This window comes from Sphingomonas sp. P3_C5, from assembly GCF_056402635.1.
In genome coordinates, this window is the sequence record NZ_JBFUHA010000002.1 from 191444 (window position 1) to 217492 (window position 26049).

The window sequence follows — 26049 nt, forward strand, 5'->3', positions numbered from 1 at the left end:
CCGCTAGGGCACTGTCAGCGCTACGCCCCGCGCGCGCGGATCGGCCGCTGCCACGGGCACCCGCCCCTCGATCTTGATCGCCGCAATATCGCCCGAAAAGGCCTGTGTCTCGACCCGGTAGCCCATGCCCGGCAGCGCACTCACCAGCGCTGGCGGCAAGGGCAGCGCCGGTTCGGCATAGATCAGGTTGTCGGGCAACAGCTGATGGTGGAAGCGCGGCGTCGCCAGTGCGGCGGCCAGCGGCAGGTGAAAATCATAGACGTTAGTCAGCACCTGGAACACCGAGGTGAAGATGCGCGATCCGCCCGGGGTTCCGATCACCATCGCCACCTTGCCATGCCTGGTCAGGATCGTCGGCGACATGGAGGAAAGCGGGCGCTTGCCGGGCGCGATTGCATTGGCGTCGCCGCCCACCACGCCGAACTGATTGGGCACGCCCGGCTTTGCCGAGAAATCGTCCATTTCGTCGTTGAGCAGGAAGCCCGCACCCTCCACGACCACGCCGGCGCCGAATGATCCGTTCAGCGTATAGGTATTGGAGACCGCGCCGCCCCATTTGTCGACGATCGAGAAATGGGTAGTTTGCGGTTTTTCCAGACCGGGCTTCACGGCGACGAGGCGCGAGGGGTGGACAGGATCGATCTCGGCCGCTCGTCGCGCCAGATAGGCGGGGTCGGTCAGCCGAGCGACCGGCACCTTCACGAAGTCGGGATCGCCGAAATACTCGGCCCGATCGGCAAAAACCCGCTTCTCGATCTCGGCGACGAGATGCACATAATGGGGGGAATTCAGTGCCACGTCCTTGAACAGCGGCGCTGCATCCTCCTTCATGTCGAGCAGCTGGAGCAGCCCGACGCCCCCTGAACTCGGCGGCGGCGCGGTGATCACGTCGAACCCGTGCCAGCGGCCCTGCACAGGCTCGCGCCAACGCGCCTCATAGCCTGCGAGATCGGCGTGCGTGATGAGGCCTTTCCGCGCGCCGCGCGCCATCTGCGCTACGATAAGGTCCGCGGTGTGGCCGCTATAGAATTCCCGCGCCCCGTTCCGGGCGATCCGGTCAAGGGTATTGGCCAGCTCCGGCTGGCGAAAAATCCGCCCGGCAGCGACAGTGCCGAAATAGCGGCTGAAATTGGTTGAGCCGAAACCAACCTTCGCGCCCCTATATTCAGCGGTGAGGCCTGCGGGCACCACGAAACCGCGCCGCGCAAGCCGGATCGCCGGAGCAAGGTCTCGCGTCCAGGGCAATCGACCGAAACGACGATGCGCCTCTGCCATGCCACGCACCGTCCCCGGCACGCCGACGGCGATATTGCCGACGAGGCTTAGGTCGCTGATCGCCTGGCCATCCGGATCGAGATACATGGTGGCGCTGGCGGCGGCGGGCGCCGTCTCGCGATAATCGAGGAAATAGGGTTTGCCGTCGATGTAGAGAGTCATGAACCCGCCACCACCGAGATTACCGGCCTCGGGATACGTCACGGCAAGGGCAAAGGCAGTCGCGACGGCGGCATCCACGGCATTGCCGCCGGCCTGCAATATCTCTCGGGCCGCCTGTGCGCCGTAGCGATCGGCGGCTGCCACGGCGCCCGCCTTCAGCTGCGGCTCGGGCGCAGCCTCGACCGGGGTGGGGAGAAAAGCGGCTCCGAGCAGGAACCAAAGGGCAACGCGGAGCACGGCACGAGACATGGATAGCGCCTTTCGGGTGATCGGCCGAGCGTGACCGATTTTCCCTGGTCAGCGACTGTGTCGCATAACGATGCGGTCAGCCACCATTTTTGGCTGGACGATCGAAGGTCCATTCACCGGAACGGCTGGTGGACGGTACGAGGTTGAGCAGGTGCATATTTACGGTGACGAAGAAACCCTTGGGTTGCGACCGCGCGCCCGTCCTCTAGCGTGGCGCCATGAAACGCGCGCTCGTCATCCGTCACGTCGTCCATGAAGGCCTTGCCGGCTACCGCGCTCCGATCGAGCGGGCGGGTTATGAAATCCAGCGCGTCGCCGCCTGTCAGACCGACTTCGATGCACTCAACCTCGTCTCGCCCGATCTGCTCGTCGTGATGGGCGGGCCGATGGGAGTGTATGAGACTGACGCCCATCCCTGGATCCCCGACGAGATCGCGGCGATTGCCGCACGACTAGAGACCGATCGGCCGACGCTCGGCGTATGCCTGGGCAGCCAGATATTGGCGGCGGCGCTGGGGGCGAGGGTTTACGCAGGGCCCGTGCGAGAGGTCGGTTTCGCTCCCATCACCCTGAGCGAGGCGGCGCTGGAGTCGCCCTTGCGGCATGTCGCGGATGTGGACGTGCTGCACTGGCACGGCGATACGTTCGACCTGCCGGAAGGCACCGAGTTGCTCGCCTCGACGCCGGCCTATCCTAATCAGGCATTCCGGCGCGGCGACAGCATCTTGGCGCTCCAGTTCCACGCCGAGATGGGCGAAGATCCGCGCTTCCACGACTGGATGGCTGACGAGCCCTATATCCGGGGCGCCGGTGTCGATCCGGCCACGTTGCAGGCGGATCATGACCGGCTCGGCCCGCCAGCGGTGCGCGCGGGGGAGCGGATGATCGCGGATTGGCTGACGCGCCTCGAGGCGATTCAACCCTGACGATGCTGTGGTAATAGGCAGTATCGGGTTTCCCGATCCGCTCTTTCACATCGTTGATTCCGTCGAGGCGTCCCTGCCATGCCGAACGAGTAGAAACGGGGCCGGCAACGGACGACCAGAGGCGCCCCAGTTGCGGACATCAGCCGGAGGGGGCAAGCTACGGCGGTGAACAGCAGTGCTGACAGCCAAACGGTTCCAGTGACGTGCCCATGTTGCGGGCAGGCAGGACATGCCATTTTCGGTCAGTCAGTGCCCGACGGTAAATTGCGCTGGTACCGTTCCGTCCGCTGCCCCACCGTTGGCTACTTCGAGGAGGATGGGGATGGGATCGGTGATGCCCCTTCCGATCTTCGAAGAGAACTGCTTACGGCAAAAGGCACTTGGTCAGTCCGTGCCGATGAGGGCGAGAAACTGAAGGCCATTGCGACGACAAAGCGCCTGCTTTCCCTTCCGCTCGCGGACATGACCACTTTGCTGCAATCGTTCCCAACGCTGTTCGTAGGGACCAAAGCCGAAGCCGATTGGCTGGTGGAAAAGCTGGCTGAGGAGGGCGTCGATGGAGATGTGAGGCAAGTCGATTTTGCCGGCAACTAACCACCAGTCCAAGTCATTCGCGATTTATGAGTTCACGACCTAAACCCAGCCCTCGAGCACCTGGTCCGGCGGACGGTGGCCGTCGGCCCACATCCGGATATTGGCAATCACCTTCTCGCCCATCGCCAGCCGGCCCTCATAAGTGGCCGATCCCATATGCGGCAGCATCACGACGTTGGGCAGCGCGAGCAGGCGCGGATCGATGTGCGGCTCGTGCTTCCAGACGTCCAGGCCCGCGCCCGCGAGCCGGCCGGCTTCGAGCGCGTCGATCAACGCGTCCTCGTCGACAATGCCGCCGCGCGCCGCGTTGATCAGAAAGGCGTGCGGACCCATCAGGCCGATCCGGCGCGCGTCGATCAGATTCTCGCTATCGGCGTTGCGCGGCGTGTGGATGGTCAGGATGTCGATCTGACCCAGCATGCTGTCCAGCGTATCGTGCCAGGTCGCGCCGAACTCGGCCTCGACTGAAGCCGGCAGGCGGTGACGGTTATGATAATGGATCGAAAGCCCGAACGCCCGAGCCCGCGTCGCGACCGCGCGGCCGATCCGCCCCATGCCGACAATACCCAGCGCCTTGCCGCCGATGCGGTGACCGAGCATGCCGCCCGGCGACCAGCCTTTCCATTGCCCGGAGCGCACCAGCTTCTCGCCCTCGGCCAGGCGGCGCGGCACCGAGAGGATCAGCGCCATCGTCATGTCGGCTGTGTCTTCGGTCAATACGCCGGGCGTGTTAGTGACGATGATGCCACGCGCCCGCGCTGCCTTGAGGTCGATATGGTTTACGCCCGCGCCGTAATTGGCGATCAGCTTCAGCCGCTCGCCGGCGCCCTCGATCAGGCCCGCATTGATGTCGTCGGTCACGGTCGGCACGAACACATCGGTATCGGCCATGGCCGCCGCGAGCTGCGTCTGGTCCATCGGCGCGTCGCCGCGATTGTTCGTCGTATCGAACAATTGCTCCATGCGCCCCATCACCACATCCGCGAGCTCGCGGGTGACGATGACCTTGGGGTTTGGCACGCGTCTCATTTCGGGCATGAATCCGGCTTGGCGAAGCGTTTTGCCCTCGTCAACGGTAGTTGAAGCGGCCAGCGCAAACAGGGTAAAGAATTCGGGATCAGGGGATGAGCAAGTATGCGTTTCACGGCGAAAATCTCGCTTGCGATGGTTATCGTCGGTTTGGCGGCACCGGCGATCGCCTCGCTCGTCCAGAAGAAGACGCCCTATTTCGCGTCGATTTCAGCGGGCAAGGCACGGATGCGGACCGGGCCCGCCAAGACCTATCCCGCTAGCTGGCTGTACCAGCGCGCCGACCTGCMGGTGAAGGTGCTCGACATTTACGATCGCGGCGCCTGGATAAAGGTCGAGGACCCGAGCGGCACCCAGGGCTGGATGATGGGCACGTTGATCTCGGAAACCCGCACCGGCCTGGTGATGGGGACGATCGCCGAGCTGCGCGATGCGCCGCGTTATGGCGGCAAGATCCTGTGGCGCGCTGCGCCCGGTGTGGTCGGGCGCTTGAGCAAATGCGCACGGGGCTGGTGCTATTTCGATGTGCGCGGGCGGGGCGGTTATGTCGAGGCGAACCATCTCTGGGGTGTGGCCGCCGATGAGACGCTGAACTGAGATGCTCATCGTTCGCGACGACCTGACTCACCCCGATGTGATCGCGCTGCTCGACCTTCATCTGCGCAGTGCCTTCGAGAACTCCCCGCCGGGCGCGGTGTTCGCGCTCGATCTGAGTGGCTTGCGTCATCCGGCGGTGACGCTCTGGTCAGCATGGGACGGGGACGATCTGCTCGGGCTCGGTGCGCTCAAGGAGCTGGACGCCGGGCATGGCGAACTGAAGTCGATGCGAACCGCGCCCGCGCATCTGCGCCGCGGCGTGGCGGCGGCGATGCTCGATCATCTCGTCGCCGAGGGGAGAGCGCGTGGCTATGCGCGGTTGAGTTTGGAGACAGGTTCGAACGAACCCTTCGCGCCGGCGCGGGCGCTGTACGAACGGGCGGGGTTCGAGCCCTGCGGTCCATTCGCGGACTACACCGACCAGATTTTCAGCCGCTATTACGCTTTGGAGCTCTGACTGCGCTCGATCCGGACGACATGCGGTGCCTGTGCGTCCATGAACATATAGCATCGGCCGAACAGGGCTTTTTTCCCGAAATCGTCGAATTTGTTGGGGCCGAGCGGGGTGATCAGGACTTCATCGGGAGTCAGCGCCTGCTGATGATGAGCGTCGATCTCGGACCAGTGAGCAGCGGCGACATCGGACAGAACCACGTTGAAGGCGGGGTGATTATAGCGAACCATGATGTTGCCGTCGTCCATGTCCGCCGGGTTCATATCGGGGTGGAAGCCGAATATCTCGGCCAGGATCCCGGTCGCCGACGCAGCTGCCGCCGTCTCCGGAAGACCATTGTCGACGATCGCGCAGGTGCCGTTTCTGAACACTGCGAAATCATTCTTGCCGTCGGTGTAATAGCGAAAGCGATCGATGATCCGGTCCAGCGGCTGCTGGAAGGACGGGCGCCATAACGGCACCGGCGGTAAGTCTTTCGGCATCGCGACGATCCCCCGAGGCGTGGCGACGAGAGCGCAGAGACCCGCTCCGAGCACTGCCCTCCTGTCTATTGCCTGGCTCAGTTCATCATCTCCACCGCCATCGCGGTCGCTTCGCCGCCGCCGATGCAGAGCGAAGCCATGCCACGTTTCGCGCCCGAGGTCTGCAGCGCCGACAGCAGGGTCGCGAGGATGCGCGCACCCGAGGCGCCGATCGGATGGCCTAGCGCGCAGGCACCGCCATGCACGTTGAGCCGATCATGGCTGAGCCCGAGATCGCGCATCGCGATCATCGCGACGACGGCGAAGGCCTCATTGACCTCGTAGAGATCGACCTCGTCAGCCGACCAGCCGGCCTTTTCCAGAACCTTGCGCATCGCAAAGACCGGGGCGGTGGTGAACAGCGCCGGCGCATGGGCATGGGCGCCGTGCGCCACGATCCGCGCGATCGGATCGAGCCCGAGCTTGTCGGCGATCGAAGCGCGGGTCAGCACCAGTGCGGCGGCACCGTCCGAGATCGACGAGGCATTGGCGGCGGTGATCGTGCCGTCCTTGGAAAAGGCGGGCCTGAGCGTCGGGATTTTCGAGGCATCGCCCTTTTGCGGCTGCTCGTCGAGGCTGACGGTGGTCGGCCCTTTGCGGCCGGCGATCTCGATCGGCACGATCTCGCGGTCGAAAGCGCCTGAAGTCTGCGCCTTTTGCGCACGCTCGAGCGAGGCGATCGCGAAATCGTCCATCTGGCCGCGGGTGAACTGATATTCCGCTGCGGTATCCTCGGCGAAATTGCCCATCAGCTTGCCGGCCTCATAGGCATCTTCGAGGCCGTCGAGATACATGTGATCATAAAGCCGGTCATGGCCGATCCGCGCACCGCCGCGATGCTTCATCGTGAGGTACGGCGCGTTGGTCATGCTCTCCATGCCGCCTGCGACGATCATATCGACCGAGCCGGCCGCCAACGCGTCGGCGGCGAGCATCGAGGCCTGCATGCCGGATCCGCACATCTTGTTGACGGTGGTCGCCTCGACATGGGTCGGCAGGCCGGCCTTGATCGCCGCCTGGCGCGCCGGCGCCTGGCCGAGCCCGGCAGGCAGCACGCAGCCCATATAGATGCGCTCGATCGCCTCGCCCGAAACCCCGGCCCGCTCGACAGCGCCGCCGACCGCTGCTGCGCCCAGCTCAGTCGCCGTCGCGCCCGCAAGCGAGCCCTGGAAGCTGCCCATGGGCGTACGGGCATAAGATAGGATGACGATCGGATCGGTGGCCATGAGGAGCTCCGGCTGAAAGGATTGGCCGCGATCTAGGGGGCGGATGCACTTCCCGCAATGGCAGGGAAGGTGGCGGGCCGTTCCCGATTAACCGTCCCGTTACAGTCATCGCCTTAAGCCATGACCTGTATCGGGGGATGTCATGATGTTTCAGCGAAGGGTGTTCGGGCGCAAACCGGTCTCGGGAGTGCCGGCCTATCAGCCGCAATATGAGCCGCTGCCGCAAGAGCGCGGGCGACTGAGCTACGATATGCTCGCTGAACGCGTGTCGCTCAGCCTGGTCGGGAAGGAGATCCACAGTTACACCTGGACTCAGGCTTTGCTTGTCCGGCTCGCGGAACTGACGCGGGCCGAGCGGGGCGAAGTGTTCTTGTCGCTGTTGCCTTATGCCGCCGAGATCGACAGCAACCCTTCGCGCGACGAACCCGATCAGGACGCGGAGCGCAAGCGACGGTGCTTCACCGAATGCTGCAGCAAGGCCTATGATATCGCCCCGGAGGATTTGCGGGACTATATTGCGCTGATCGCCGGGGTGCGGCGCTACATGCGTCACGAATATGCCGCCCAGGACTTCATCACGCGAGTGAAGGGAGCGATCGCGGCGGGCGCTTTCCTGACCAGTAACGAATGCACTCTGCTTGCCGCTTATGCCCAGGAGCTGCGGACCGAGCCCACTTCCCTGCGCGGCTCGAAGAGGGCCTGTGCCGAGATGGCGGCTGTGATCGACAAGATTGCCGGAGTCGAGATTTCGACGGCCTCGATCCTGCTCGATCGCTGCGAAGATGCCGAAACCGGCGAGGCGCTCGGCGATCTGCCCGAAAATTACGATTTCTGGTGCGCGCTGCTCGCCGCCGCCGCGCGCGCGATGAACGATCTGCGCGATGATCTGCGCGGCAAGAAGCCGCCGGTCTGGATGACCGATCGCGCCGCTTTCGACGCTGCATTCCCGCCGGTCGGGCCTTTTGTTCCACGCTTTGGTCAGTGGGAAGCGAAGGAAGGCGAGCCAGTACGCGACTTCGCGTTCCTCCGTAACCTCAAGCGCAACGAGGCGCTTGTGGAGCCGGAGCGCTACCTGGCGTTGCGCGACAAGCGCGATGTCGTTGCGCCGATGATCCGCTATGGCTGGAACACGCCCGCCATTCCGGGACTCGAGCGACTCGGCGATCTCGAATCGCCCGCGGTGACTGAACTGCTGGAGTTGTTCGTGACGACGAAGAGCGGCCCGCGGCCAACTGCGGCATGGACGAAAAATGCGCTGAAGCTCGCCGCCGCGGTGGGAATCGACGAAGTGCAGGCCCGGTTGCACGATTGGCTGGCATTCTTCCACACCCCCGTTGCCACGCCCGAAACGCTCGCCGATGCCACCAATTGCCACCGCATGGACCGGTTTGTCGGCGAGCTGAACGCTCTGCACCCCGATTGGCCGGCGCTGATCACGGCCGACAATCTCGACCAATTTGGCCGCGCGCTGGCGCTGAACCTTGCGACTGGCAATCCGCAGGGACTGAGACATCTCTGGTCGGTGAACCTCTTCCAGTTTGCCGATGCCTACAAGGGCCGCAGCACCACCACGGGTGAGCTCAGCCTGCCCTCGATAGGCAGCCGGGAATGGTACGTCACCAGGACGCAGCCGGTGTCGATGGAGAACGAGCAGTTGCTTCGTGCCGCTGTCTGGCTGCTGCCATCGCTGCCCGATAAGGTCGCGGCCGCCAACACGCTGGAAAAGACTGCCCTTGCCGCCGCCTGTCGGATGGGCGGTGGCAGCGACGCGATTCGCAGCAAGACGACCGCCAACGCAGCGATCGCCGCTCTGGTCGAACTCGACAGCGATGTCGCCCGGCTCGCGCTCCTGCGTCTGTCGACCCAGATCGAAGACCGTACGATCAACGCGCCCATTCTCGCTGCGCTTAACGGTTAAACAGGCACTAGCTCACTTCCTCATAGCCCTTGCGGGTCTTCTCGAGCGTAAGCTTGACCTCTTCGCTCCGGGCGCGCTCGGGGCTGCTGAAGGTCTTGATGACGCGCTGGCCCTTGGTGCCGACACGGCCGAATTCGACGATCAGATCGCAATCGGTCACGCCGACGCGCCAGAATTTGTTCGACGTCCCCTGCACGAGCCGAAATTCGATCAGGCCGCTCGCCTCGGCCGAAGCCGGGGCGGACGGCGGGGCTGCATCGGCGGCATCGTCTTCCATGTCCGCAAAATTGCCGACTGAGGGAGGCGCGGGCGGCACCAGGCCTGCATCGAGCTCAGGCGGAAGGACAACGCCGCTGAAGGGATCGGCGTCGGCCAGTCCCCAGCTGTCGCGATTGAGCTCTGCCTCGATGCGCTCGATCATTGCGCCTTGCGCTCGGAACCACGCCGCCACCGGCACGTCGAGGATGCGCCAGCCGAACGCGCGCAGGATCGTCGGGCGGAACAGGAAGCGCTCCTCCACGCCGATCGCCTGGTCCGCATCGCGGTCCAGCAGGATGCCGACCCGATAGCCGCTGTCCTCCGCCCCCGCGATCGCGAGATCGCAGCGGAAGCTTGCGCCGCCGACATGTTCGTCGACCCGGTGGCCTCGGGCGCGCAGCGCTTTTGCAATCGCGCCACGTACCGGGTCAGGCGGCATCGCGCCGCCGAATGTCCGCGCCGCATCGGGGTTCAGCGTGGCCAGCACTGCCTGCGCGTGATCCTGGGCGCCACTCGATTGCGCCTCCGCAAAGGCGAGGAAGCTGCGCAGCGCCCGTGCGCCGTCATTGTGGATGTTGGTGATCGCTTCAGGCGCGATCGTCGATACGATCGCCATGTGGCGGCGCGCTCGGCTGAAGATCACGTTCAGCCGCTTCTCGCCGCCGCGCTGGTTGATCGGGCCGAAATTCATCACCATCCGCCCATCGCGGCCCGGGGCGTAGCACACGCTCATCAGGATGATGTCGCGCTCGTCGCCCTGCACATTTTCGAGATTCTTCACGAACAGGCCATTGAACTGATCGTCGTCCTCGCGGCTGATCTCGCGTTCGAGCGCCGTGGCAAAGGCCGAATCTTCAGCAGCGAGCGCGTCGAGGGCGGTCTCGATCTCGCCCTGCTGCGCCTGGGAGAAGGCGACGATGCCGATGCTCTGGCCCGTTTCCCGCAACAGCAGTTCGCGCACCAGCCCGGAGATATAGCGCGCTTCGGGCGGATTGATCCGCCGATCGTAAAGGCCATCGGCGATGCGGTGGGTGGTAATCGGCAGCCGCAGCAGGCGATCGGTTCCGTCAGCCCATGCTTGCCGGTCGCTCGAACCGACCGGCGCGGCTGTCTCGCTCACCTGGCCCGGCACGCGATCCGGAATCGTTACAAGATTGCCGTTGTAAAAGGCTGCGTTGGAAAAGCTGATCAGCGATTCCGATCGGCTGCGATAATGCCATGCCAGCATCGTCGCCGGCAGGTTGCGGGCTGACTGGTTGAGCAGGCTGTCGGCATCGAGCAGGATCGCGATCGTCTGGCCGTCTTCCTCAGCCATGATCTGTTGGTCGTCCTCCTCGAAGGCGGTCGAGAAGAAGCTCGTCGGCGGCAGCTGCATCTCGTCGCCAACGATGATCACCTGGCGCGAGCGGGAGAGGGCGGGAACAGCTTCCTCGGTCGGTATCTGGCTTGCTTCGTCGAAGATCACCACGTCGAACAAACTGTTCTGAAGCGGCAACGTGTCTGATACCGACAGCGGACTCATCAGCCAGATCGGCTTCAGGTCATTCACCACCGCGCCGGTTTCGTCGTCGGAAAGATCGCGGATCGAGCGATACCGCATCGTCTTGCCGAACTCATGCTCCAGCTCGCGCCGCCCCGTGGCATACATCTTCTTGAACGCACGGCCGGCGGTGTCGAGAAGGGTCACCGACATTTCGGACTGTTTCACATGGTCGCGGAACTTGCGGTGCAGCGTGGCCCGGATCACGCTTGAGTTCTGCTCACGCATCAGTGTCCGTGCTGCCGCTGCCCGCCGCGACAGACTCATCAGCCGTTCGACGTCGAAGCGCCGGATATCGGGACTGGCACGCTCGATTCGCGCGATCGCCTCGTCGGTGATCAGCGCCTCGAGTACGGGCAGGCGCAGCGGCAGCCCTCGCAATGCGTCCGCGACCGCAGGGTCCGCCCGATGGATTTCGCCGAGAAGCGGGAGCAGGTCGGGCAGGTCGTCCAGCGCCTCGCGGAGATCGCGCAGCAATTCCGCGAGCGCTTCGAGAGTCATTTCTCCGGTGCCGGCAAGCACGCGGCCGACCGAAGCGGCGAGCGCCGCGACTGGTTCCGCTGCTGCGGCCTCGGCTGCGATCAGCCGCTCGGAATCGGGTGCCATGCGCACTGCGGCGAGCATCCGCGCAACGACCGGATCGGGCGCGGCACTGTCGGACAGGCGCTGGCGCAGTGTGAGCAAGGCGGGCAGATCGGTGGTTCCGATCTCAACGCCGATCTCGCGCCTCGCCTGAGCGAGGGCGCGATCCGCTTCGTGCTTCGCGTTCAAATGTTCGAGCACCGCCGTCACACTGGGAGTGACCGCGTGCGCGCTGAAATCATAGCGCTCCGCCACCGTCCGTTTGAGCTTGCGCCACGATCCGCTGAAGAAACGGAAGATCGATCGTTCACCACGCCTGGCCTGTTCGAGTGCCGCAGCGGCATCGTCAGGATCGAGCGGCTCCCTCCAATGGCGTGCGGCCAGCGCGGCGGTATCGGCCGCCGCCTCGAGGTCAGTGATCCGCCCAAGCGCTTGTTGCAGCCTGAGCGACGACGCCGAGGTCGGATCGAGCAATGCGATCGTATGGCTGAGCCCCGTCGCCTGCATCGCCGCGGCCACTGAGCTCACCTGCCTGGCATCGTCCAGCCGCATTGAGGGCCCCGCGACGACGCTGCCGCCGTCGATCCACCGGTCGAGCCGATCCAGAAGCGCCTCCGCTTCGGACGCCATCGACTCCACTGCCGCATAGGGCCGCTCGCCGGTGACCGTCGCGGTGTTCAGCCGCGCGAACGGATGCACGGCGATGGCGTCGATGCCGAGTAACTCGCTGACCGTCCGCCCGACCCGTTCGATCATGGCGCGGTGGCGGTCCCAGGTCGCGAGGTCCGGCAGGCGCTCGCGCACCCGCGCGTCGAACTCAGCCGTCACGGGCGGCAGTGCTGCCGCCCGTCGCACCAGCGTGCGCAGGCTTTGGCCGCCCGCCATATCCAATCCAGCGCCGACACTCGCGTCGAACGCGGCGATCGCTTCCAGATGCTGGCTCAGCGCTGCGACTGTCCGCTTTCGCACCGCGCGGACATGGTCGAGCTGGTCGTCGCCCTTTCCCCAGCGCTCATATTGTTCCTTGAGGTCGAGGATGAACGCCTTCTTGTCCTCTTGCGAATCGTGGATGATGCACGACAGCCCCGCCAGCCCGGCCTGACCGAGCCGGTGGAACACGACGTCCAGCGCGGCGCGCTTCTCGCATACGAAGAGCACGCGTTTTCCGCGCGCCGCATAGTCGGCGATCAGGTTGGTGATGGTCTGCGATTTGCCGGTTCCCGGCGGACCCTGGACGATGAAGCTTCGCCCGGTCCGCGCCAGCGCGACGGCGGCGTCCTGCGTTGCGTCGGCGGGCACCACGCCCCACTGATCGTCGGCCGAGATCGGCGGCGGGACATCCTGGATGAAGGGACGCGGCTCGATCGAGAATAGTTGGTCGAACGCGGGTTGCTCGTCGCGCTGTTCGATAAGATCGGCATAGTCGCGGACGAGGGTCATTTTCTTGTAGTTGAAATTGGCCAGCGTCACTTGCGTCAGGTCGACTTCCCACGCGTAGCGGTGCCCTTCATCAGCGCCGAGCGCGAAAGTCTGGGCGCCATCGGGATCGGCCATAAAGGCGTTCGATGGCCGGTTCGACCCGCCCGCCGCGAGCCGCTGCGGCAATCGAGAAGGCTTCACGAACTTCTCGAACAGCGCAAAACCGAGCGGCCGGTAATCGTCGCGCTCATAGCTGAAATCCGCGGTCGCCACGACCTTCTGTCGGCTCTGCCCGCGCCGCCGGTTGAAGCTGTTGACCCGCTGCACCGCCTTTTGGAAGATCATCCGGATCTGCGGCTTCTCCTGCAGGTCGAGCCGCACACCCGGCTCGGTCCGATGGATCTGCGCCATCACATCGGCATGCAGCGCGGCTATGTCGGTCGTCGTCAGATCGACCTGGTCGGGAAGCACGATGTCGTACAATTGCCGCAGCATCTGCCGCAGCGCCGGATTGAACTCGGCGATTGGTTCGGGGCAGCTGAGCACATATTGGTCGCGCACCCCCTTCGCCTTGCTCACCTCGACCGGCAGCCACAGCAGCGGAGAGACGATCCGTTCGTTCGGCGAATCCTTCAGATTGTGCCAGCGCAGAAAGGCGACCACGAGCCGCAGGTTGCTGAAGCCATATTCAGCCCGATCCCGCCGTGTTTCCTGGATCATCCGGTCGAACGCGGAGGGGAGATGCGGCTGATCCTCGAACCGCAGCCATTTGTTGAGCGGCACGGCTTTGCCCGACAGCACGGTCGACACGAAGGTTCCGCCCCAGGTGCACAGCTGATCGGGCCGGATCGATTCGAGCCGCGCGACGATCGGCACGCTGGCCTCGGTCAGGTTGACGCTCGCCAGCGTCGAGCGGAAATGGACCAGACGGTTCCGCCGCGACAGATCGAACAGCCGGTCGCGCAGATGCGAGAGTACCGCGACACGTCGGCCCGGCACGCCGCTCGCACCGGCGAGCACGCGCTCGACCTCGAGTCCGACCGGTTGGTCGCGATAATTCTCCAGCCGCTGCGCCAGCCCCGCCAGATCAGTCGCGCGCTCGCCGCGATTGAGGGCGGTCGCCTCGACGATGAGCGTCGCGATCACCGGGTGCAGCCGATTGTTCAGCGCGAACAAATTGCTTCGATTGAGCGAGAAGCGCTCGACATCCTCGGCCTCGGCCGGATCCAGTCCGCAGGCAAGCGACGCGAGGATCAGCCCGATCTGCAGTACATCCGTGATCTCGTCGTGATGACCGAGTTCATCCTCCCATGTGCGCAGGTCAGTAAGATATATCGGCTTGGTGATCGCTTCGGCCCCGTCGCCGCTCGCGCGCAAATCCTGGACCCTGGTACCGCGCCCTTCTTCGTTGACGACGCGATATTCCCCGACCACCTTCAGTGCCGACGGCGCATTGGCCTGGACCCGACGCACCGCGACAAGATTGACCTGCGGCGCACGGCCCTCGGGGTGCGCCAGCCCCAGCTGCCGCTGCTCGTTCACGGTCACCGCGTTGATCCCGAGATCGGCAACCAGCCCGCGCTCGTGCAACGCGGCCACTTCGCGCATCAGCGGCAGCATCGTGTACAGCACATCCTCGGTCGGCAAGGGCCCCGGGTCGGCTGCGAAATATGCGGCAAGCGTGCGCGGTTCGCTCGACACGCCGGGCTCTGCGTCCATGTGCGGCTCGTCCATCTCAGTTCGCCGCCGCTCTGGCGATCAGTTTATCGGCGGCCGTTTTGGTCCAGCGCAGGTCGCGCTTCAGGGCCGCACCGAGCAGCTGCTCTGCGCCGATCGAGCGCGCGATCTTGGCCGCCGCAAGCAGGACTTCGTCGCGGGTATCGGGATCGGCCATCGCGCAATCGAACATCAGCGCTATGAAATAACCGCGGGTCGAATCGTCGATCCGCTCAGGTCCGATCGCCTCCAGATCAAGCGCCTCACCCTCTTCGTTGAGATCGGGGAAATAGCGCTTCACCTGCGTCGTCACTGCCTCGCTGTGCAGCTCGATCTCCTTCAGCAGCCGCACGAAAAAGGCACGCGTCATCCGCGCCAGCTCCTGCTGCCGGAGGAGGTCGAGCGCCTCGAGCGAGATCGGCCCGCGCAGCCGCATGTCGACCCACTGGTCGAGATCGTCAGCGCGCCGCCACCAGCGATCGAGCGCGCGCGCACGCAGGAATGTCTCGGGATGCGACTGTGCTTCCGATCGCCCGGCACCCGCCTCCAGCTCCTCCGCCTGGCGCAGATAGGCGGCGGGGTCGACTGACGTGATGCCCGTCATCGTCTTGACCAGAACCGATACCGCCGGGCCGACCGCATCGGCAACGATCGCAGCCCCTCGGTCCGCATAGAGCTCGGTATAGAGGCTCAGCAGCCGCGCGCTCTCGCGCTGCGACGGGCTTGCATCGGGATAGGAAAGCGCGTGGTCGAGGATTCGGCTCGCGTTATAATAATTGCCGCCGGCAGCCATCCACAGCCGGTAATGGGCCAGCTCATGGCCCATCAGTGCAAGCAGTTCGGCGCTCGCCATCCGCTCGAGGATGGGGCCGTAGAAAACGAGGTGGATTTCGCCCGGGATGAAGCAAAGCGAGGCGTTCATCATCCCGTCCGCAGCCTGGTAGAGCGTCGCCGGCGCATCGATGCCGAGCTTCGTCATCGCCGACTGGCATGCCGCATAGACGTCAGGATGGGCTTCGGGCTCGAGCCGGTACGTCTGGCGCAGCATCGCCTCGCGCATTTCATCGGCCTGATGACGGCGGACATCATCCGACTTGGACCAATCCCACACTGCGCGTTCGTGCTCGCTCAGATAGGTTACGAGCTCTTCATGATAGCTGAGCGGGACAAGCCTGTCCTCTTCGCCGATCTGGTCGCCATGCATCTGATCGACACGCCCCCCGGAGATTACGCCTTTGCCCGCGCCCGTGAGCGCCCGACCCTCTTCCACTAAGTTTGTCCGCACCGCAACGCGTTGCAGCCAATAGGGGTGAAATTGGCGACGGCTCGCCTGCAAGCAGATCCGGTGCTGAAGCGAGCCGGATCTTCCCCCGATTATCCAGCGTTTAACCCGCGGGCTGTTCAACCTTGAAGAAGCGCTCGATCACGCTCTGCGCTATCCGCGCCGGGCGCAGGGTTTCGGCGTCCAGATAGCACCAGCTCGATTTCACCTCGGCCAGCACATCCTCGCCGCGCCGGATGATGGTCTCGTAAAAGGCACGGGCGCCCTGGACCTTTTCGAGCAGGACGGTGGCGATCACCTCGTCATTGAGAAAAGTCGGGCGGCGATAGGTGATCTCGTGCTTGAGCGCGACCCAGAGGTGCGAGGCAACCGCGTCGGCGGGCGCGAAGCGCTGCCAGTGGTTGATCACCGCTTCCTGCACCCACTTCAGATAGCTCGCATTGTTCACATGGCCCATGAAATCGATATCGGCGGCGTCGATCGAGATGGGAAAACTGTGCGAGGCGAATTCGGGGTGCGACATGACTAACCTATATCGTATTCCGCCAGGACTAGCGAGCGCGAACGGCGCTATCCGCCGCCTTTTATCGCGACAAAAGTCCGGATGACGTGGAGGAAGCCGGAGCGTATCCGACAGGCATGGATATTCTCATCAACGTGCTCAAATGGTTCGCGTCCGGCAGCGGCATGATCGCTGCGGCAATGGTGTCGTTCGATGCCGGGCGCAAGGTCACCGGCTGGGGATTCGTCCTCTTCGTCGCCTCGGCCATCGCCTGGATCGCAGGATCGGTGCTGACCCGTGATTGGGCGCTCGGCACTCAGAATGTCGTCCTGTTCGCGATCGATATATTCGGGGTCTATCGCTATCTGATCCGCAAGAAACCGAATGGTTGATGTCTGGCTGTGGCCGGTCGGGCTGGGCGTGCTCGGCGCTGTGCTCGGCAGCTTCATCGCGACTCTGGTGATCCGCTGGCCGCAGGAGCGATCGGTCCTGGAAGGCCGGTCGCACTGCGATACCTGCGATGCGGTGCTGGGGCCGCGCGACCTGATCCCGTTGCTCAGCTTTTTTCTGTCGCGAGGCCGGTGCCGCCACTGCAAGGCTGCGATCGATCCACGCCACTGGCAGATCGAACTCGCCGCACTGGGGATCGGCGCGATCGCCGGGCTGGTCGTGCCAGGACCAGAGGCGCTGGCAGGTGCTGTGTTCGGCTGGCTGCTGCTCGGACTGGCCGCACTCGACATCAGCGATTTCTGGCTGCCCGACCCATTGACGTTGGCGCTCGCGCTTGCCGGCCTGGCAGCGGGGCTGGCAGGGGTCGAACCGCCGCTGGCCGACCGGCTGATCGGCGGGATCGCCGGCTTTGCAGCGCTCTGGCTGGTCGGCTTCACCTATAAACGCCTGCGTGGCCGCGACGGGCTCGGCGGCGGCGACCCCAAATTGCTCGGTGCGATCGGGCTGTGGCTCGGCTGGCGGATGCTGCCGGCGGTGCTACTGCTCGCCGCGCTCACCGGGCTTGCGCTCGTCCTGCTCGGCATGCTGCGCGGCCGGACGGCCAAGCTCGACGATAGCGTGCCGTTCGGCGCGCTGCTTGCGATCGCAGCTTACCCGGCATGGTTGTTCCTGTTAGGCTTGCCGGTATGAAGGCGCTCGCGATCCTGTCGATGCTCGTCGCGACCGCGCAGGCCGCGCCGCCGGTGCCCCTCGAAGGCCTCCCGCTTGCGGAATTGCCGAAGCAGGAGCTTCCGCCCAAGGGGTGCGCTGCCTTTTTGTGGACCACGAGCGGCACAAGGACGCTGGTCGCGATGGCGACCGCTGATCCGGCGCAGCTCCGCCTGTCGCTTGGCGGCACGATCACCGATCTGGCGCGCGCCTCGCAACAGGGCGATGCCGGCTTCGGCTTTGCGAACAGCGCTGATTACGGATCGGACGACGTGACCGCGACGCTCGACATGACGGTCGTGGCACGCGGCGACATCAAGGACGGCGCGCAGGTGTCTGGCGGAACGTTGCGGCTTGACCGCAAGGGTCAGGACGGCGTCGTGCTGCCGATCGTGGGATTGATCGGCTGCACCTGAACGCGGCTGACAGGGGAGAGAATGACGATGGCGACGATGCAGGAAATCCTGGCCGAACAGCGCGGCGCCTTCATGGCCGAGCTCCCCGTGTCGATTGCTGTGCGCAAGGATCGGCTGAAGCGCGCCGCCGCGATGATCGCCGACAATGCGGAGCGGTTCTGCGACGCGCTGAGCGAGGATTTCGGCCATCGCAGCCGCGAGCAATCGATGCTGACCGATGTCGCCAGCTCGATCGCGCCGATCAGCCACGCGATCAAATCCGTCGATAAATGGGCGAGGGTGGAGAAGCGCCCGGTCCAGTTCCCGCTCGGCCTGCTCGGCGCGAAGGCGTGGATCGAATATCAGCCCAAGGGCGTGGTCGGCGTAATCGCGCCGTGGAATTTCCCGGTCAACCTCGTGATGTCGCCGCTCGCTGGCGTGTTCGCCGCCGGCAATCGGGCGATGGTGAAAACCTCCGAATACACCCCGCGGGTCGCGGCGTTGTTCGAGGAGATCGTCGGCAAATATTTCGCACGCGACGAGCTCGCCTTCGTCTCGGGCGGACCTGACGTCGGCAAGGCCTTTGCCGAGCTGCCCTTCGATCACCTGATCTTCACCGGCGCCACCGCAGTCGGCAAGCACATCCTCCATGCCGCGGCCGACAATCTGACGCCGGTGACGCTCGAACTCGGCGGCAAATCGCCCGTCATCATCGGCAAGGGCGTGAACATTGCCCGCGCGACCGAGCGGGTCGCGATCGGCAAGATGATGAACGCCGGACAGATCTGCCTCGCACCCGATTACATGCTGGTCACCGCCGAGCAGGAGGCGGAAATCGTCACTGGCCTGAAGGCGGCGGCGACTGCCATGTATCCGAGCCTGCTGGCCAATCCGGACTATACAGCGATCATCAACGACCGGCATTTCGCCCGGTTGAACGGCCTCCTCGACGATGCCCGCGCCAAGGGTGCCAAGGTCGAGATGGTCAATCCCGCGAACGAGGATTTCGGCGCCTCCAATGCCCGCAAGATGCCGCTGCACATCGTCACCGATGTCACTGACGACATGGCGGTGATGCAGGAGGAGATTTTCGGTCCGATCCTGCCGGTACGCCGCTACACCGGCATCAGCGACGCGATCGAACAGGTGAACCGGCGCGACCGCCCGCTCGGCCTTTATTATTTCGGCGGCGACGAGGGCGAGCGGCGGACGGTGCTCGACCGGACGATCGCCGGCGGCGTGACGCTCGACGATGTGATCTTCCATATCAGCATGGAGGATCTGCCGTTCGGCGGGGTCGGTCCGTCCGGGATGGGCGCCTATCACGGCCTCGACGGATTCAGGACGTTCAGCCACGCCAAGAGCGTCTACAAACAGGCAAAGCTTGACGTGGCCAAGCTTGCCGGGCTCAAACCACCTTATGGCAAGGCGACGATGGCGTCCGTCAAACGCCAGATGAAGGGATAAGCCGCAGGGGCTTTGCGGGATTGCCGATGATGGTCGCGATGCGCTGGACTCCCGCAAAGTGGAGGCGGCGCCCAAACACGAACCAGGGGTACCCATGCCACAAACCAGCAAATGTATGTCGTTCAGCTGTCGCGAAACCGTCGATGGCACAGTCGAGAAATGCCCGAAATGCGGCACGAAGATGCGCACGCCAAAGATGGTGCGGCGGCTGGGTTGGGTCCTGCTGCTGCTAGGCCTGTTCCTGGTCGGACTCATGGGCACCGTCACGCTGAACATGGCCCCCGCGCTGCTCCACCCCTATTCGCCCGACAGCAATTATACAGGCACAGCGGAACAGGCTCAGATGATCCTGCGCCTCTTCGCGGCGGTGATTGCCTTCGGGATCGCGACCATGGTCAACGGGACATACCAGATCGTCACCGGGCAGCAGAACGGATGGATCAAGGCTGCGAGCCTTGGGCTGGCGCTTGTGCTCTTCGCGGTCACATGGGTAGCCTATCGCGGGTTGGGCGGCTGATCGCCTGACCGTCCGCTTCAGCGGCGACAGCGACCAGCATCGAGGGGCCGACGGCAGCGCCGTGCGGCCACTCGTTTGACCGCGATCAAAGCGTTCGCGGATGATCGGTCCATCATGGTCACTCCTGCAGAACGGGAGTGTCCCAATGGCCGATCTCATGCACAACTGGTTTCTCTATCTCGTCGTCGGTGCGAATGTCGCCTTCATGCTGGTGGTGATGTCCGTGACCGCCTCGGAAGCCTTCGGCTCCGCGGCTCGTCGAGACAAGCCATGACCGATCAGCCAGCCCGACCCGACGCGGCGGGCAGGCGACCGACTCATCTTGTCGTGTGCGCCAATCCGTCGCCGACCAGCTTCGATCACGCGATCGTCGCTGCCTATGTCGAGGCAGCGGCCGAGTGCCATCAGGAGGTCGTCGTCCGCGACCTCTACGCGCTTGGTTTCGATCCGGTGCTCAAGGCCGCCGAACGGCCGCTGCACAATGACTGGTCGCCTGCGCCCGATGTCGCGGTCGAGCTCGATCATCTCGCCAATTGCGACATCCTCGTGCTGGTCTACCCGATCTGGTTTGCCCTGCCGCCCGCCATCCTCATCGGCTATGTCGATCGCGTCCTGGGCGCCGGCTATTCCTTCCGGGACCTTCACGATCAGGTCGGGCAAGCGGCGTTGCGCGGCAAGCCCTTATTGTCTTTCTCGACGTCCGGCAGCTCTCAGGCGTGGCTGAACGAACAGGGCCAGGCGCTGTCGTTGCGCGAGATATTCGACGTCTATCTGTGGCGCGGCTTCGGCATGAAGCAGAGCGAGCACATTACAATCGACTCGATTGTGCCGAATCTGAGCCAAACCTATGCCGCGGAACAGCTTGAGCGCGTCCGCGCCACCGCCGTGCGCGCCTGTTCGATGATCGCGAGCGTCGGCCACCGATCGACGGTGGCTTGACCCGGGTCAAAGCGCCGAGCCGCTAAGCGGTGAAGATCGGCCCTGGAAGATGGAGGCGGTAATGAAGAATATTCTGCTGCTCGTTCACGGCGATACCGGCCTGGAATCGCGCGTGCGGGTGGCGCTGGATCTCACCCGGTCCCTCAACGCGCATCTCACCTGCGTCGACCTGACAATTCCAACCCTCTCGCCGGGCGCCGACCCGCTCTTTGGCGCGATGCTGCTCGAGCCCGAAACAAGGGGCGAGGCGCAGACCGCTGCGCGGGAGCGGGTCGAGTGCAGCGGCCTGCCATTCCAATGGGTCGAGCGCCACGGCGATCTTGGTACTGAGCTCGCCCGTTTTGCCTCCTTTGCCGATATGGTCGTGCTGAGCTCGCCGAAGGATGTGCCGTTCCCGGATATGCACCGGGCCATCGGCGACTTTCTTCTGAAAGCGAAGAAGCCTGTCCTTGTGGTTCCTGCCTCCACCACCGGCATAGCGGTGAACGGGCAAGCGCTGCTCCTGTGGGACGGCTCGGACCAGGCAAGTGCCGCGATGCGCGCTGCCATGCCGCTTTTCCGCCGTGCGGCGAGCGTCACCATTTTGGAAATCGACGATGGTTCGCTCGAGATCCCGGCAACCGTCGCCGCTACGCATCTGTCGCAGCATGGCATTACCAGCAGCGTGCGCCGTGACGGGGCGTTTGGCGAAAAGACCGGGCGGGTGATCCTAGAACAGATCGAATTGCTCAAGCCGGCCTATGCGGTGATGGGTGGCTTCGGGCGTTCGCGGCTTGTCGAAAGCCTGTTCGGCGGCGTGACCGAGCGGCTGCTGACGGACTCTCCGGTCCCGCTGTTCCTCAAACATTGAGCGGAGATTCCGCCCCTCCCGTGGTGACATTTCAGTAGCTTGTGCATAACGGGCGCGCCGAGGCATGCCGCCTGCGGCCGACATGAGCGAGTCTGGAACAAGGATGGGTACCGCCAATTGGATCGCGCAGAGTGTCTGCACGATCGACGATTTCCTTTCGGCATCCGAATGTGCGGCGCTGATCGCGCGGAGCGAAACGGAAAGCTATGACGTCGCCACGGTGACGACGCGGGTCGGTGCGGTCAGGATGCTTGACCTTCGCAACAATGATCGCGTGATCCTCGACGATCCCGATTATGCGGATATGCTCTGGCATCGGCTGAAGCCCATGATCCCGCCGACCTTCCACAATGTGTGGCGCGCGTCCGGCCTCAACGAGCGGCTGCGCTTCTATCGCTATGATGTCGGCCAGCAGTTCGACTGGCATTGCGACGGCAATTTCTGGCGATCCCAGCAGGAGGAGAGCCACTTCACCTTCATGATCTATCTGAATGAGGAGTTCGAAGGCGGTGAAACCGCGTTCCGGGAACTGCCCGAGTTCCGATCCGAAGACCTTGTCGTGAAACCGAAGACGGGCACGGCGCTCATCTTCCATCACCCCGTCTGCCATCGGGGTGCTCCGGTGCTCGCTGGCCGGAAATATGTGCTGCGATCCGACGTGATGTACCGGCTGGGTGACGAGTTCAGCTAGTCCGGCCCCGGCTTTCTGGTATCAACGTGCTCGGAGAACGTTGCGGGGAAGCAAGATGCTGGGTGGCCTGACCGCGAAGCACTATGGGTTCATCGCCGCTGCGGCGCTGCTGAGCCCGGGCACGGCCATGGCGGCGGATCTGCCAGTTTCGGTCTCGGTGGATGCCGGTCACACAGTTGCGCCGCTCCCGCCGATCTGGCGCTTCTTCGGCGCGGACGAGCCCAATTATGCGACGGCGAAAGACGGCGCCAAACTCCTGTTCGAGCTCGGCGGCCTGCGCCCGGGTGAGGTCCATTTCCGCGCCCATAATCTGCTGACTACCGGCGACGGCAAAGCTGATTTCAAATGGGGCAGCACCAACATCTACAGCGAGGATAAGGACGGTCGGCCGGTCTATGACTGGACGATTATCGACGGGATCATCGACACCTACCGCGCGCGCGGCATCCATCCCTATCTTGAGATCGGCTTCATGCCGCAGGCGATGAGCAGCGCGCCCGCCGGCGTGCCCTATCGTCACGTCTGGCGGGCTGGCGCCGACTACAAAACGAATTCGGGCTGGACCTACCCGCCCGCCGACTACGCGAAATGGGCTGAGCTGGTCTATCGCTGGACGCTTCACAACGTCGAGCGTTACGGGCGGGCCGAGGTCGAGCGCTGGTATTTCGAGGTGTGGAACGAGCCCAATCTCGATTTCTACTGGCATGGCACTCCGGCCGAATTCTACCGGCTGCACGATTACGGCATCGACGCAGTCCGCCGCGCCCTGCCGACCGCACGGGTCGGCGGCCCCGACGTCGCCGGTTCGGGCGGCGCCTTCATGGATGGCTTCCTCGCGCACGTTACCACCGGCACCAATTACGCCACCGGCAGGATCGGCACGCCGACCGACTTCGTCTCCTTCCATGCCAAGGGCCAGCCCTCGATCGTCGACGGCCATGTGCGGATGGGTATATCCAACCAGCTCAGGACTGCGGACGAAGGCTTCGCCAAGATCGCTGCGGTTCCCGCGCTTGCGGCCAGGCCGATCATCATCGGCGAGAATGATCCCGAGGGCTGCGCCGCCTGCCCGGGGCCGCAGAATGCCTATCGCAACGGCACCATGTATTCGAGCTACACCGCTGCCAGCTATGCGCGGCTATGGGAGCTGGCGCGGCGCCGGCAGGTGAAGCTGGAAGGAGCGCTGTCCTGGTCCTACACCTTTGTCGGCCAGCCATGGTTCGCAGGCTACCGCCAGCTCGCCACCAACGGCGTCGATCTGCCGGTGCTCAACATCTTCCGCCTGATGGCGCGGCTCGGGCCCGATCAGATCGCCGCGTCGAGCGACGCGCAAACGCCACTCGACCGGATCGTCGCCGAGGGCGTGCGCGGCGCGCCAGATATCGGCGCGCTCGCGACCCGCACAGGGCAGGGCAAGATCGCCGTCCTGCTCTGGTATTATCATGATGACGATCTGCCCGGCCCCGACGCCGCACTCCAGGTCCGTCTCAGCGGCCTGCGTGCAGGGGCGCATCCGGCCCGTGTGTGGCGGGTGGACGGGACTCACGGCAATTCCTTTGCCGCCTGGCAGGCCGAAGGCGCTCCCGCCAAGCCCACACCAGCCCAGATCGCGCGCCTGACCGGGGCCGCTCACCTGGCGCCCGAGGCGAGCGGCCCGGTCCGCGTGACACGCGATGGCTCGGCGATCGTGAACCTGCGCCTGCCGCGTCAGGGCGTGGCGTTGCTCGAAATCGATAGCCGTTAGAGTCCTGAGTCGGAAGTTCGTTCTTCTCCCTCTCCCAGGGGGCTACGAAATTCACACTTAGCATTGCGCGTCTTCTCCCTCTCCCAGCGGGAGAGGGAAGGGGCCCATCGCAGAGCGATGGGAAGGGTGAGGGTGACGACAGTGAGCGTCTCGCACTCAACCTCACCCCGCGCTGCTGCGCAGCTTGCCCCTCTCCTGAAAGGAGAGGGGAAGAAGAACTCCACAACATTTGAAGCGGCGATTCAACTGCAGCCCTTGACCAGCCATAAGATGCGAACGGGACGTCTCAGAAGCCCGGACCGCTCTTTCTTATCGTTCGGATATCTAGTCGTACGCGCCGCGCTGCGGACGTCGTCTGCGCGGCCCAATTTCCCTGTTAATTCCCTGTTATTTCCCTGTTCCGGCGTGGGGAGATCGATCGGACGTCGTCTAAGCTTTTGTAGAATTGAGGAATTATGACAACTCAACCGGGAATGGCGTCGAGAAAAAATAAAAAATTCCCTGTTCCGGCGGAATAACAGGGAATTCCATCGCTGCGACAAAGCACGCGCGAGCTGGCGGTCAGCCGTGGCTCGCGTTGCCAATCGCTATCGATGAGTGGATCGGGTCAGCCATCTGCCCGACAAGCAATCAGCCCCTCCCGTGAGGGAGAGGCTGATCACTGATCGAGTTGTCGGCGCCTTACTGGATCAGATGGGCGGTCGCGACGGCTCTCTGGAACAGCGCGGCGAGCGCTGCGGTAATGTCGCTGTCGGTCGTCACCTGATAATAAAGGCCGGGTGACGCGCAGCTGATCAGAGCCGGGCTGATATTGTCGGTCGGCGAGAGATAGGGGGTCCGCACATTGCTGATCGACCAGGAGTCGGACGCCGACGCCGCCAGATATTCCGTGTGCAGGACCGCGATCCGGATGCCGCGTGCCTTGATCGTGTCGCATTGCGCGGTCGGGATCGGCCCCATGAAGCGGCTGCCGCCATTCAGTTCGTCACGCATGCCGTCCGTGACGATGAACAGCAAAGCCATGGGCGTATCGCCGGTGACATTGGTGCCCTGGCCCGGCGCCGTCGGCATCGAGCCGAGCGCGCCGGTGAAGGCGGCGGTGAAATTGGTGCCGGTATCATTGTCGCCGGTGCCACAGACGCGTTGGTTGTTGACGCAATAGGTCAGCACCGCCGCGTCGGTCACATGCGTCTTCACCGTGGAAAGGCTTGCGTCCACATTGGCGCTCGTGGTCGGCCAGACTTTCTGATAGCGATAGTCGAACTGATACAGCCCCATGCGGTAATGCGCGCCATTGCTGGTGGCGGTGCTGGTGGCGACATCAGTCAGATTCTGTACGGCTTCGGTCACGAGATCGGTGCGCAGCGTCAGGCTGTTGTTCCGGGCGACCTGATAATAATCGAGGTAACGGCCCGAAACCTGGGTCGTATGGCCCGGATCGCTCGACGTCGTGTTCGTCTGGTGGCAGGCGAAGGCGCAGCCGCTGGTCGCCGTCGTCATCGTCGCGAGGCCGGCCGTCGTCGCCGGCAGCAGCATCGAGGGCGACGTATCGAGCATCACGTAGAAATCGATGTTCGGCGCCTGCGAGGAGGTGGCGGTGGACGTGCCGCCGATCTCGACCGAGCTCATGCCGAGGACGCCGCTAAAGGCGTTTTGCGAGCGCGCGGTATAGGTCACGACCGCGGTGCGCGTATTGCTCGCGCCGACGCCGCCGGTGATGACCACGTTGGGATTGCTCGCCGACGTAGTATAGATCAGCCCCGGAAGATTCGTGGTCTGCGAATTGAAAAAGGCGACCGCCGTGTCGTGAGCGGTCTGGTTGGTCTGCAGCATCATCTGCTTGCTCACCGCCTGGAGCGCGGCTGCGTCGGCGGCTGCGTTCAGCTTGGTCTGCAGGCGCGCGGCACGGGCGTAGTCGACCGCCATGCCTGTCGCGAGCGTGAGCGGGATGATCGAGAAGCCGAGGATCATCAGGACGTTGCCGCGCCGGTCGTCCCGGAGCCGGCGCCAAAAGGCCGACATGGCGGGGAAGAGCGAA

General features: G+C 64.4%; 23 protein-coding genes. 15 read left to right on the forward strand and 8 right to left on the reverse strand.

Annotated elements, in window-relative coordinates:
- Positions 1–3: 3 nt before the first annotated feature.
- Positions 4–1686, reverse strand: coding sequence for a gamma-glutamyltransferase (gene ggt, locus AC1DVS_RS07070; RefSeq protein WP_478021597.1), 1683 nt, complete (start codon positions 1684–1686; stop codon positions 4–6).
- Positions 1687–1904: 218 nt separating this feature from the next.
- On the opposite strand from ggt, the gene AC1DVS_RS07075 reads away from it, so the two are divergent.
- Together AC1DVS_RS07075 and AC1DVS_RS07080 are read left to right on the forward strand one after the other, a co-directional pair.
- Entirely contained in the window at positions 1905–2612 is a 708-nt protein-coding gene (locus AC1DVS_RS07075; protein WP_478021598.1) for a glutamine amidotransferase, read from the forward strand.
- A gap of 249 nt (positions 2613–2861) precedes the next feature.
- Positions 2862–3206 carry a hypothetical protein gene (locus tag AC1DVS_RS07080; protein ID WP_478021600.1) on the forward strand — a complete coding sequence of 115 codons (345 nt, stop codon included), beginning with the start codon at positions 2862–2864 and terminating at the stop codon, positions 3204–3206.
- A 39-nt stretch (positions 3207–3245) separates the two neighbouring features.
- On the opposite strand, the gene AC1DVS_RS07085 is transcribed toward AC1DVS_RS07080, so the two are convergent.
- Positions 3246–4244, reverse strand: a complete 999-nt coding sequence (locus tag AC1DVS_RS07085; protein ID WP_478021602.1) for a 2-hydroxyacid dehydrogenase — start codon at positions 4242–4244, stop codon at positions 3246–3248.
- 96 nt (positions 4245–4340) lie between these two features.
- Here AC1DVS_RS07085 and AC1DVS_RS07090 point away from each other — a divergent pair, with 96 nt between their 5' ends.
- Together AC1DVS_RS07090 and AC1DVS_RS07095 are read left to right on the forward strand one after the other, a co-directional pair.
- On the forward strand, positions 4341–4832 hold the full coding sequence (locus AC1DVS_RS07090) for an SH3 domain-containing protein (protein WP_478021603.1): 492 nt from the start codon (positions 4341–4343) through the stop codon (positions 4830–4832).
- Between the two features lies 1 nt (position 4833).
- Positions 4834–5289 carry a GNAT family N-acetyltransferase gene (locus tag AC1DVS_RS07095; protein WP_478021604.1) on the forward strand — a complete coding sequence of 152 codons (456 nt, stop codon included), beginning with the start codon at positions 4834–4836 and terminating at the stop codon, positions 5287–5289.
- On the opposite strand, the gene AC1DVS_RS07100 is transcribed toward AC1DVS_RS07095, so the two are convergent.
- The gene (locus AC1DVS_RS07100; RefSeq protein WP_478021606.1) at positions 5271–5768 is read right to left on the reverse strand and encodes a hypothetical protein; all 498 of its coding nucleotides are present in this window, start codon (positions 5766–5768) and stop codon (positions 5271–5273) included. The two genes, AC1DVS_RS07095 and AC1DVS_RS07100, sit on opposite strands and share 19 nt — an antisense overlap.
- 77 nt (positions 5769–5845) lie before the next feature.
- Positions 5846–7033, reverse strand: a complete 1188-nt coding sequence (locus tag AC1DVS_RS07105) for an acetyl-CoA C-acyltransferase (protein WP_478021608.1) — start codon at positions 7031–7033, stop codon at positions 5846–5848.
- Between the two features lie 142 nt (positions 7034–7175).
- On the opposite strand from AC1DVS_RS07105, the gene AC1DVS_RS07110 reads away from it, so the two are divergent.
- Positions 7176–8951 (forward strand): hypothetical protein, encoded by a 1776-nt coding sequence (locus AC1DVS_RS07110; RefSeq protein WP_478021609.1) that lies wholly within the window; start codon positions 7176–7178, stop codon positions 8949–8951.
- A gap of 7 nt (positions 8952–8958) precedes the next feature.
- On the opposite strand, the gene AC1DVS_RS07115 is transcribed toward AC1DVS_RS07110, so the two are convergent.
- The 3 genes from AC1DVS_RS07115 to AC1DVS_RS07125 form a co-directional block, all read right to left on the reverse strand.
- A complete protein-coding gene (locus AC1DVS_RS07115) occupies positions 8959–14484 on the reverse strand; it encodes an AAA domain-containing protein (RefSeq protein WP_478021610.1) in 5526 nt (1841 codons plus the stop codon).
- Position 14485: 1 nt separating this feature from the next.
- The gene (locus tag AC1DVS_RS07120) at positions 14486–15736 is read right to left on the reverse strand and encodes a M48 family metalloprotease (RefSeq protein WP_478021612.1); all 1251 of its coding nucleotides are present in this window, start codon (positions 15734–15736) and stop codon (positions 14486–14488) included.
- 115 nt (positions 15737–15851) lie between these two features.
- Positions 15852–16271 carry an acyl-CoA thioesterase gene (locus AC1DVS_RS07125; RefSeq protein WP_478021613.1) on the reverse strand — a complete coding sequence of 140 codons (420 nt, stop codon included), beginning with the start codon at positions 16269–16271 and terminating at the stop codon, positions 15852–15854.
- Positions 16272–16387: 116 nt separating this feature from the next.
- On the opposite strand from AC1DVS_RS07125, the gene AC1DVS_RS07130 reads away from it, so the two are divergent.
- The 10 genes from AC1DVS_RS07130 (at position 16388) to AC1DVS_RS07175 (ending at position 24011) form a co-directional block, all read left to right on the forward strand.
- Positions 16388–16642 (forward strand): hypothetical protein, encoded by a 255-nt coding sequence (locus AC1DVS_RS07130; protein ID WP_478021614.1) that lies wholly within the window; start codon positions 16388–16390, stop codon positions 16640–16642.
- On the forward strand, positions 16635–17390 hold the full coding sequence (locus AC1DVS_RS07135; protein ID WP_478021616.1) for a prepilin peptidase: 756 nt from the start codon (positions 16635–16637) through the stop codon (positions 17388–17390). Before AC1DVS_RS07130 ends, AC1DVS_RS07135 begins: the two co-directional genes overlap by 8 nt.
- Positions 17360–17824: a hypothetical protein gene (locus AC1DVS_RS07140; protein ID WP_478021617.1), complete on the forward strand. Its 465-nt coding sequence runs from the start codon at positions 17360–17362 to the stop codon at positions 17822–17824. Before AC1DVS_RS07135 ends, AC1DVS_RS07140 begins: the two co-directional genes overlap by 31 nt.
- A 21-nt stretch (positions 17825–17845) precedes the next feature.
- Positions 17846–19270: a coniferyl aldehyde dehydrogenase gene (locus AC1DVS_RS07145; RefSeq protein WP_478021618.1), complete on the forward strand. Its 1425-nt coding sequence runs from the start codon at positions 17846–17848 to the stop codon at positions 19268–19270.
- A gap of 115 nt (positions 19271–19385) precedes the next feature.
- Positions 19386–19787, forward strand: a complete 402-nt coding sequence (locus tag AC1DVS_RS07150) for a hypothetical protein (protein ID WP_478021620.1) — start codon at positions 19386–19388, stop codon at positions 19785–19787.
- A gap of 145 nt (positions 19788–19932) precedes the next feature.
- Complete coding sequence (locus tag AC1DVS_RS07155; RefSeq protein WP_478021622.1) at positions 19933–20061, forward strand: hypothetical protein; 129 nt, start codon at positions 19933–19935, stop codon at positions 20059–20061.
- Positions 20058–20726 carry an NAD(P)H-dependent oxidoreductase gene (locus tag AC1DVS_RS07160; RefSeq protein WP_478021624.1) on the forward strand — a complete coding sequence of 223 codons (669 nt, stop codon included), beginning with the start codon at positions 20058–20060 and terminating at the stop codon, positions 20724–20726. Before AC1DVS_RS07155 ends, AC1DVS_RS07160 begins: the two co-directional genes overlap by 4 nt.
- 61 nt (positions 20727–20787) lie before the next feature.
- Entirely contained in the window at positions 20788–21576 is a 789-nt protein-coding gene (locus tag AC1DVS_RS07165) for a universal stress protein (RefSeq protein WP_478021626.1), read from the forward strand.
- A gap of 103 nt (positions 21577–21679) precedes the next feature.
- Positions 21680–22267: a 2OG-Fe(II) oxygenase gene (locus AC1DVS_RS07170; protein ID WP_478021628.1), complete on the forward strand. Its 588-nt coding sequence runs from the start codon at positions 21680–21682 to the stop codon at positions 22265–22267.
- Between the two features lie 55 nt (positions 22268–22322).
- Complete coding sequence (locus AC1DVS_RS07175; RefSeq protein WP_478021630.1) at positions 22323–24011, forward strand: GH39 family glycosyl hydrolase; 1689 nt, start codon at positions 22323–22325, stop codon at positions 24009–24011.
- Positions 24012–24692: 681 nt separating this feature from the next.
- Here AC1DVS_RS07175 and AC1DVS_RS07180 read toward each other — a convergent pair.
- On the reverse strand, positions 24693–26033 hold the full coding sequence (locus AC1DVS_RS07180; protein WP_478021632.1) for a TadE/TadG family type IV pilus assembly protein: 1341 nt from the start codon (positions 26031–26033) through the stop codon (positions 24693–24695).
- Positions 26034–26049 lie beyond the last annotated feature (16 nt).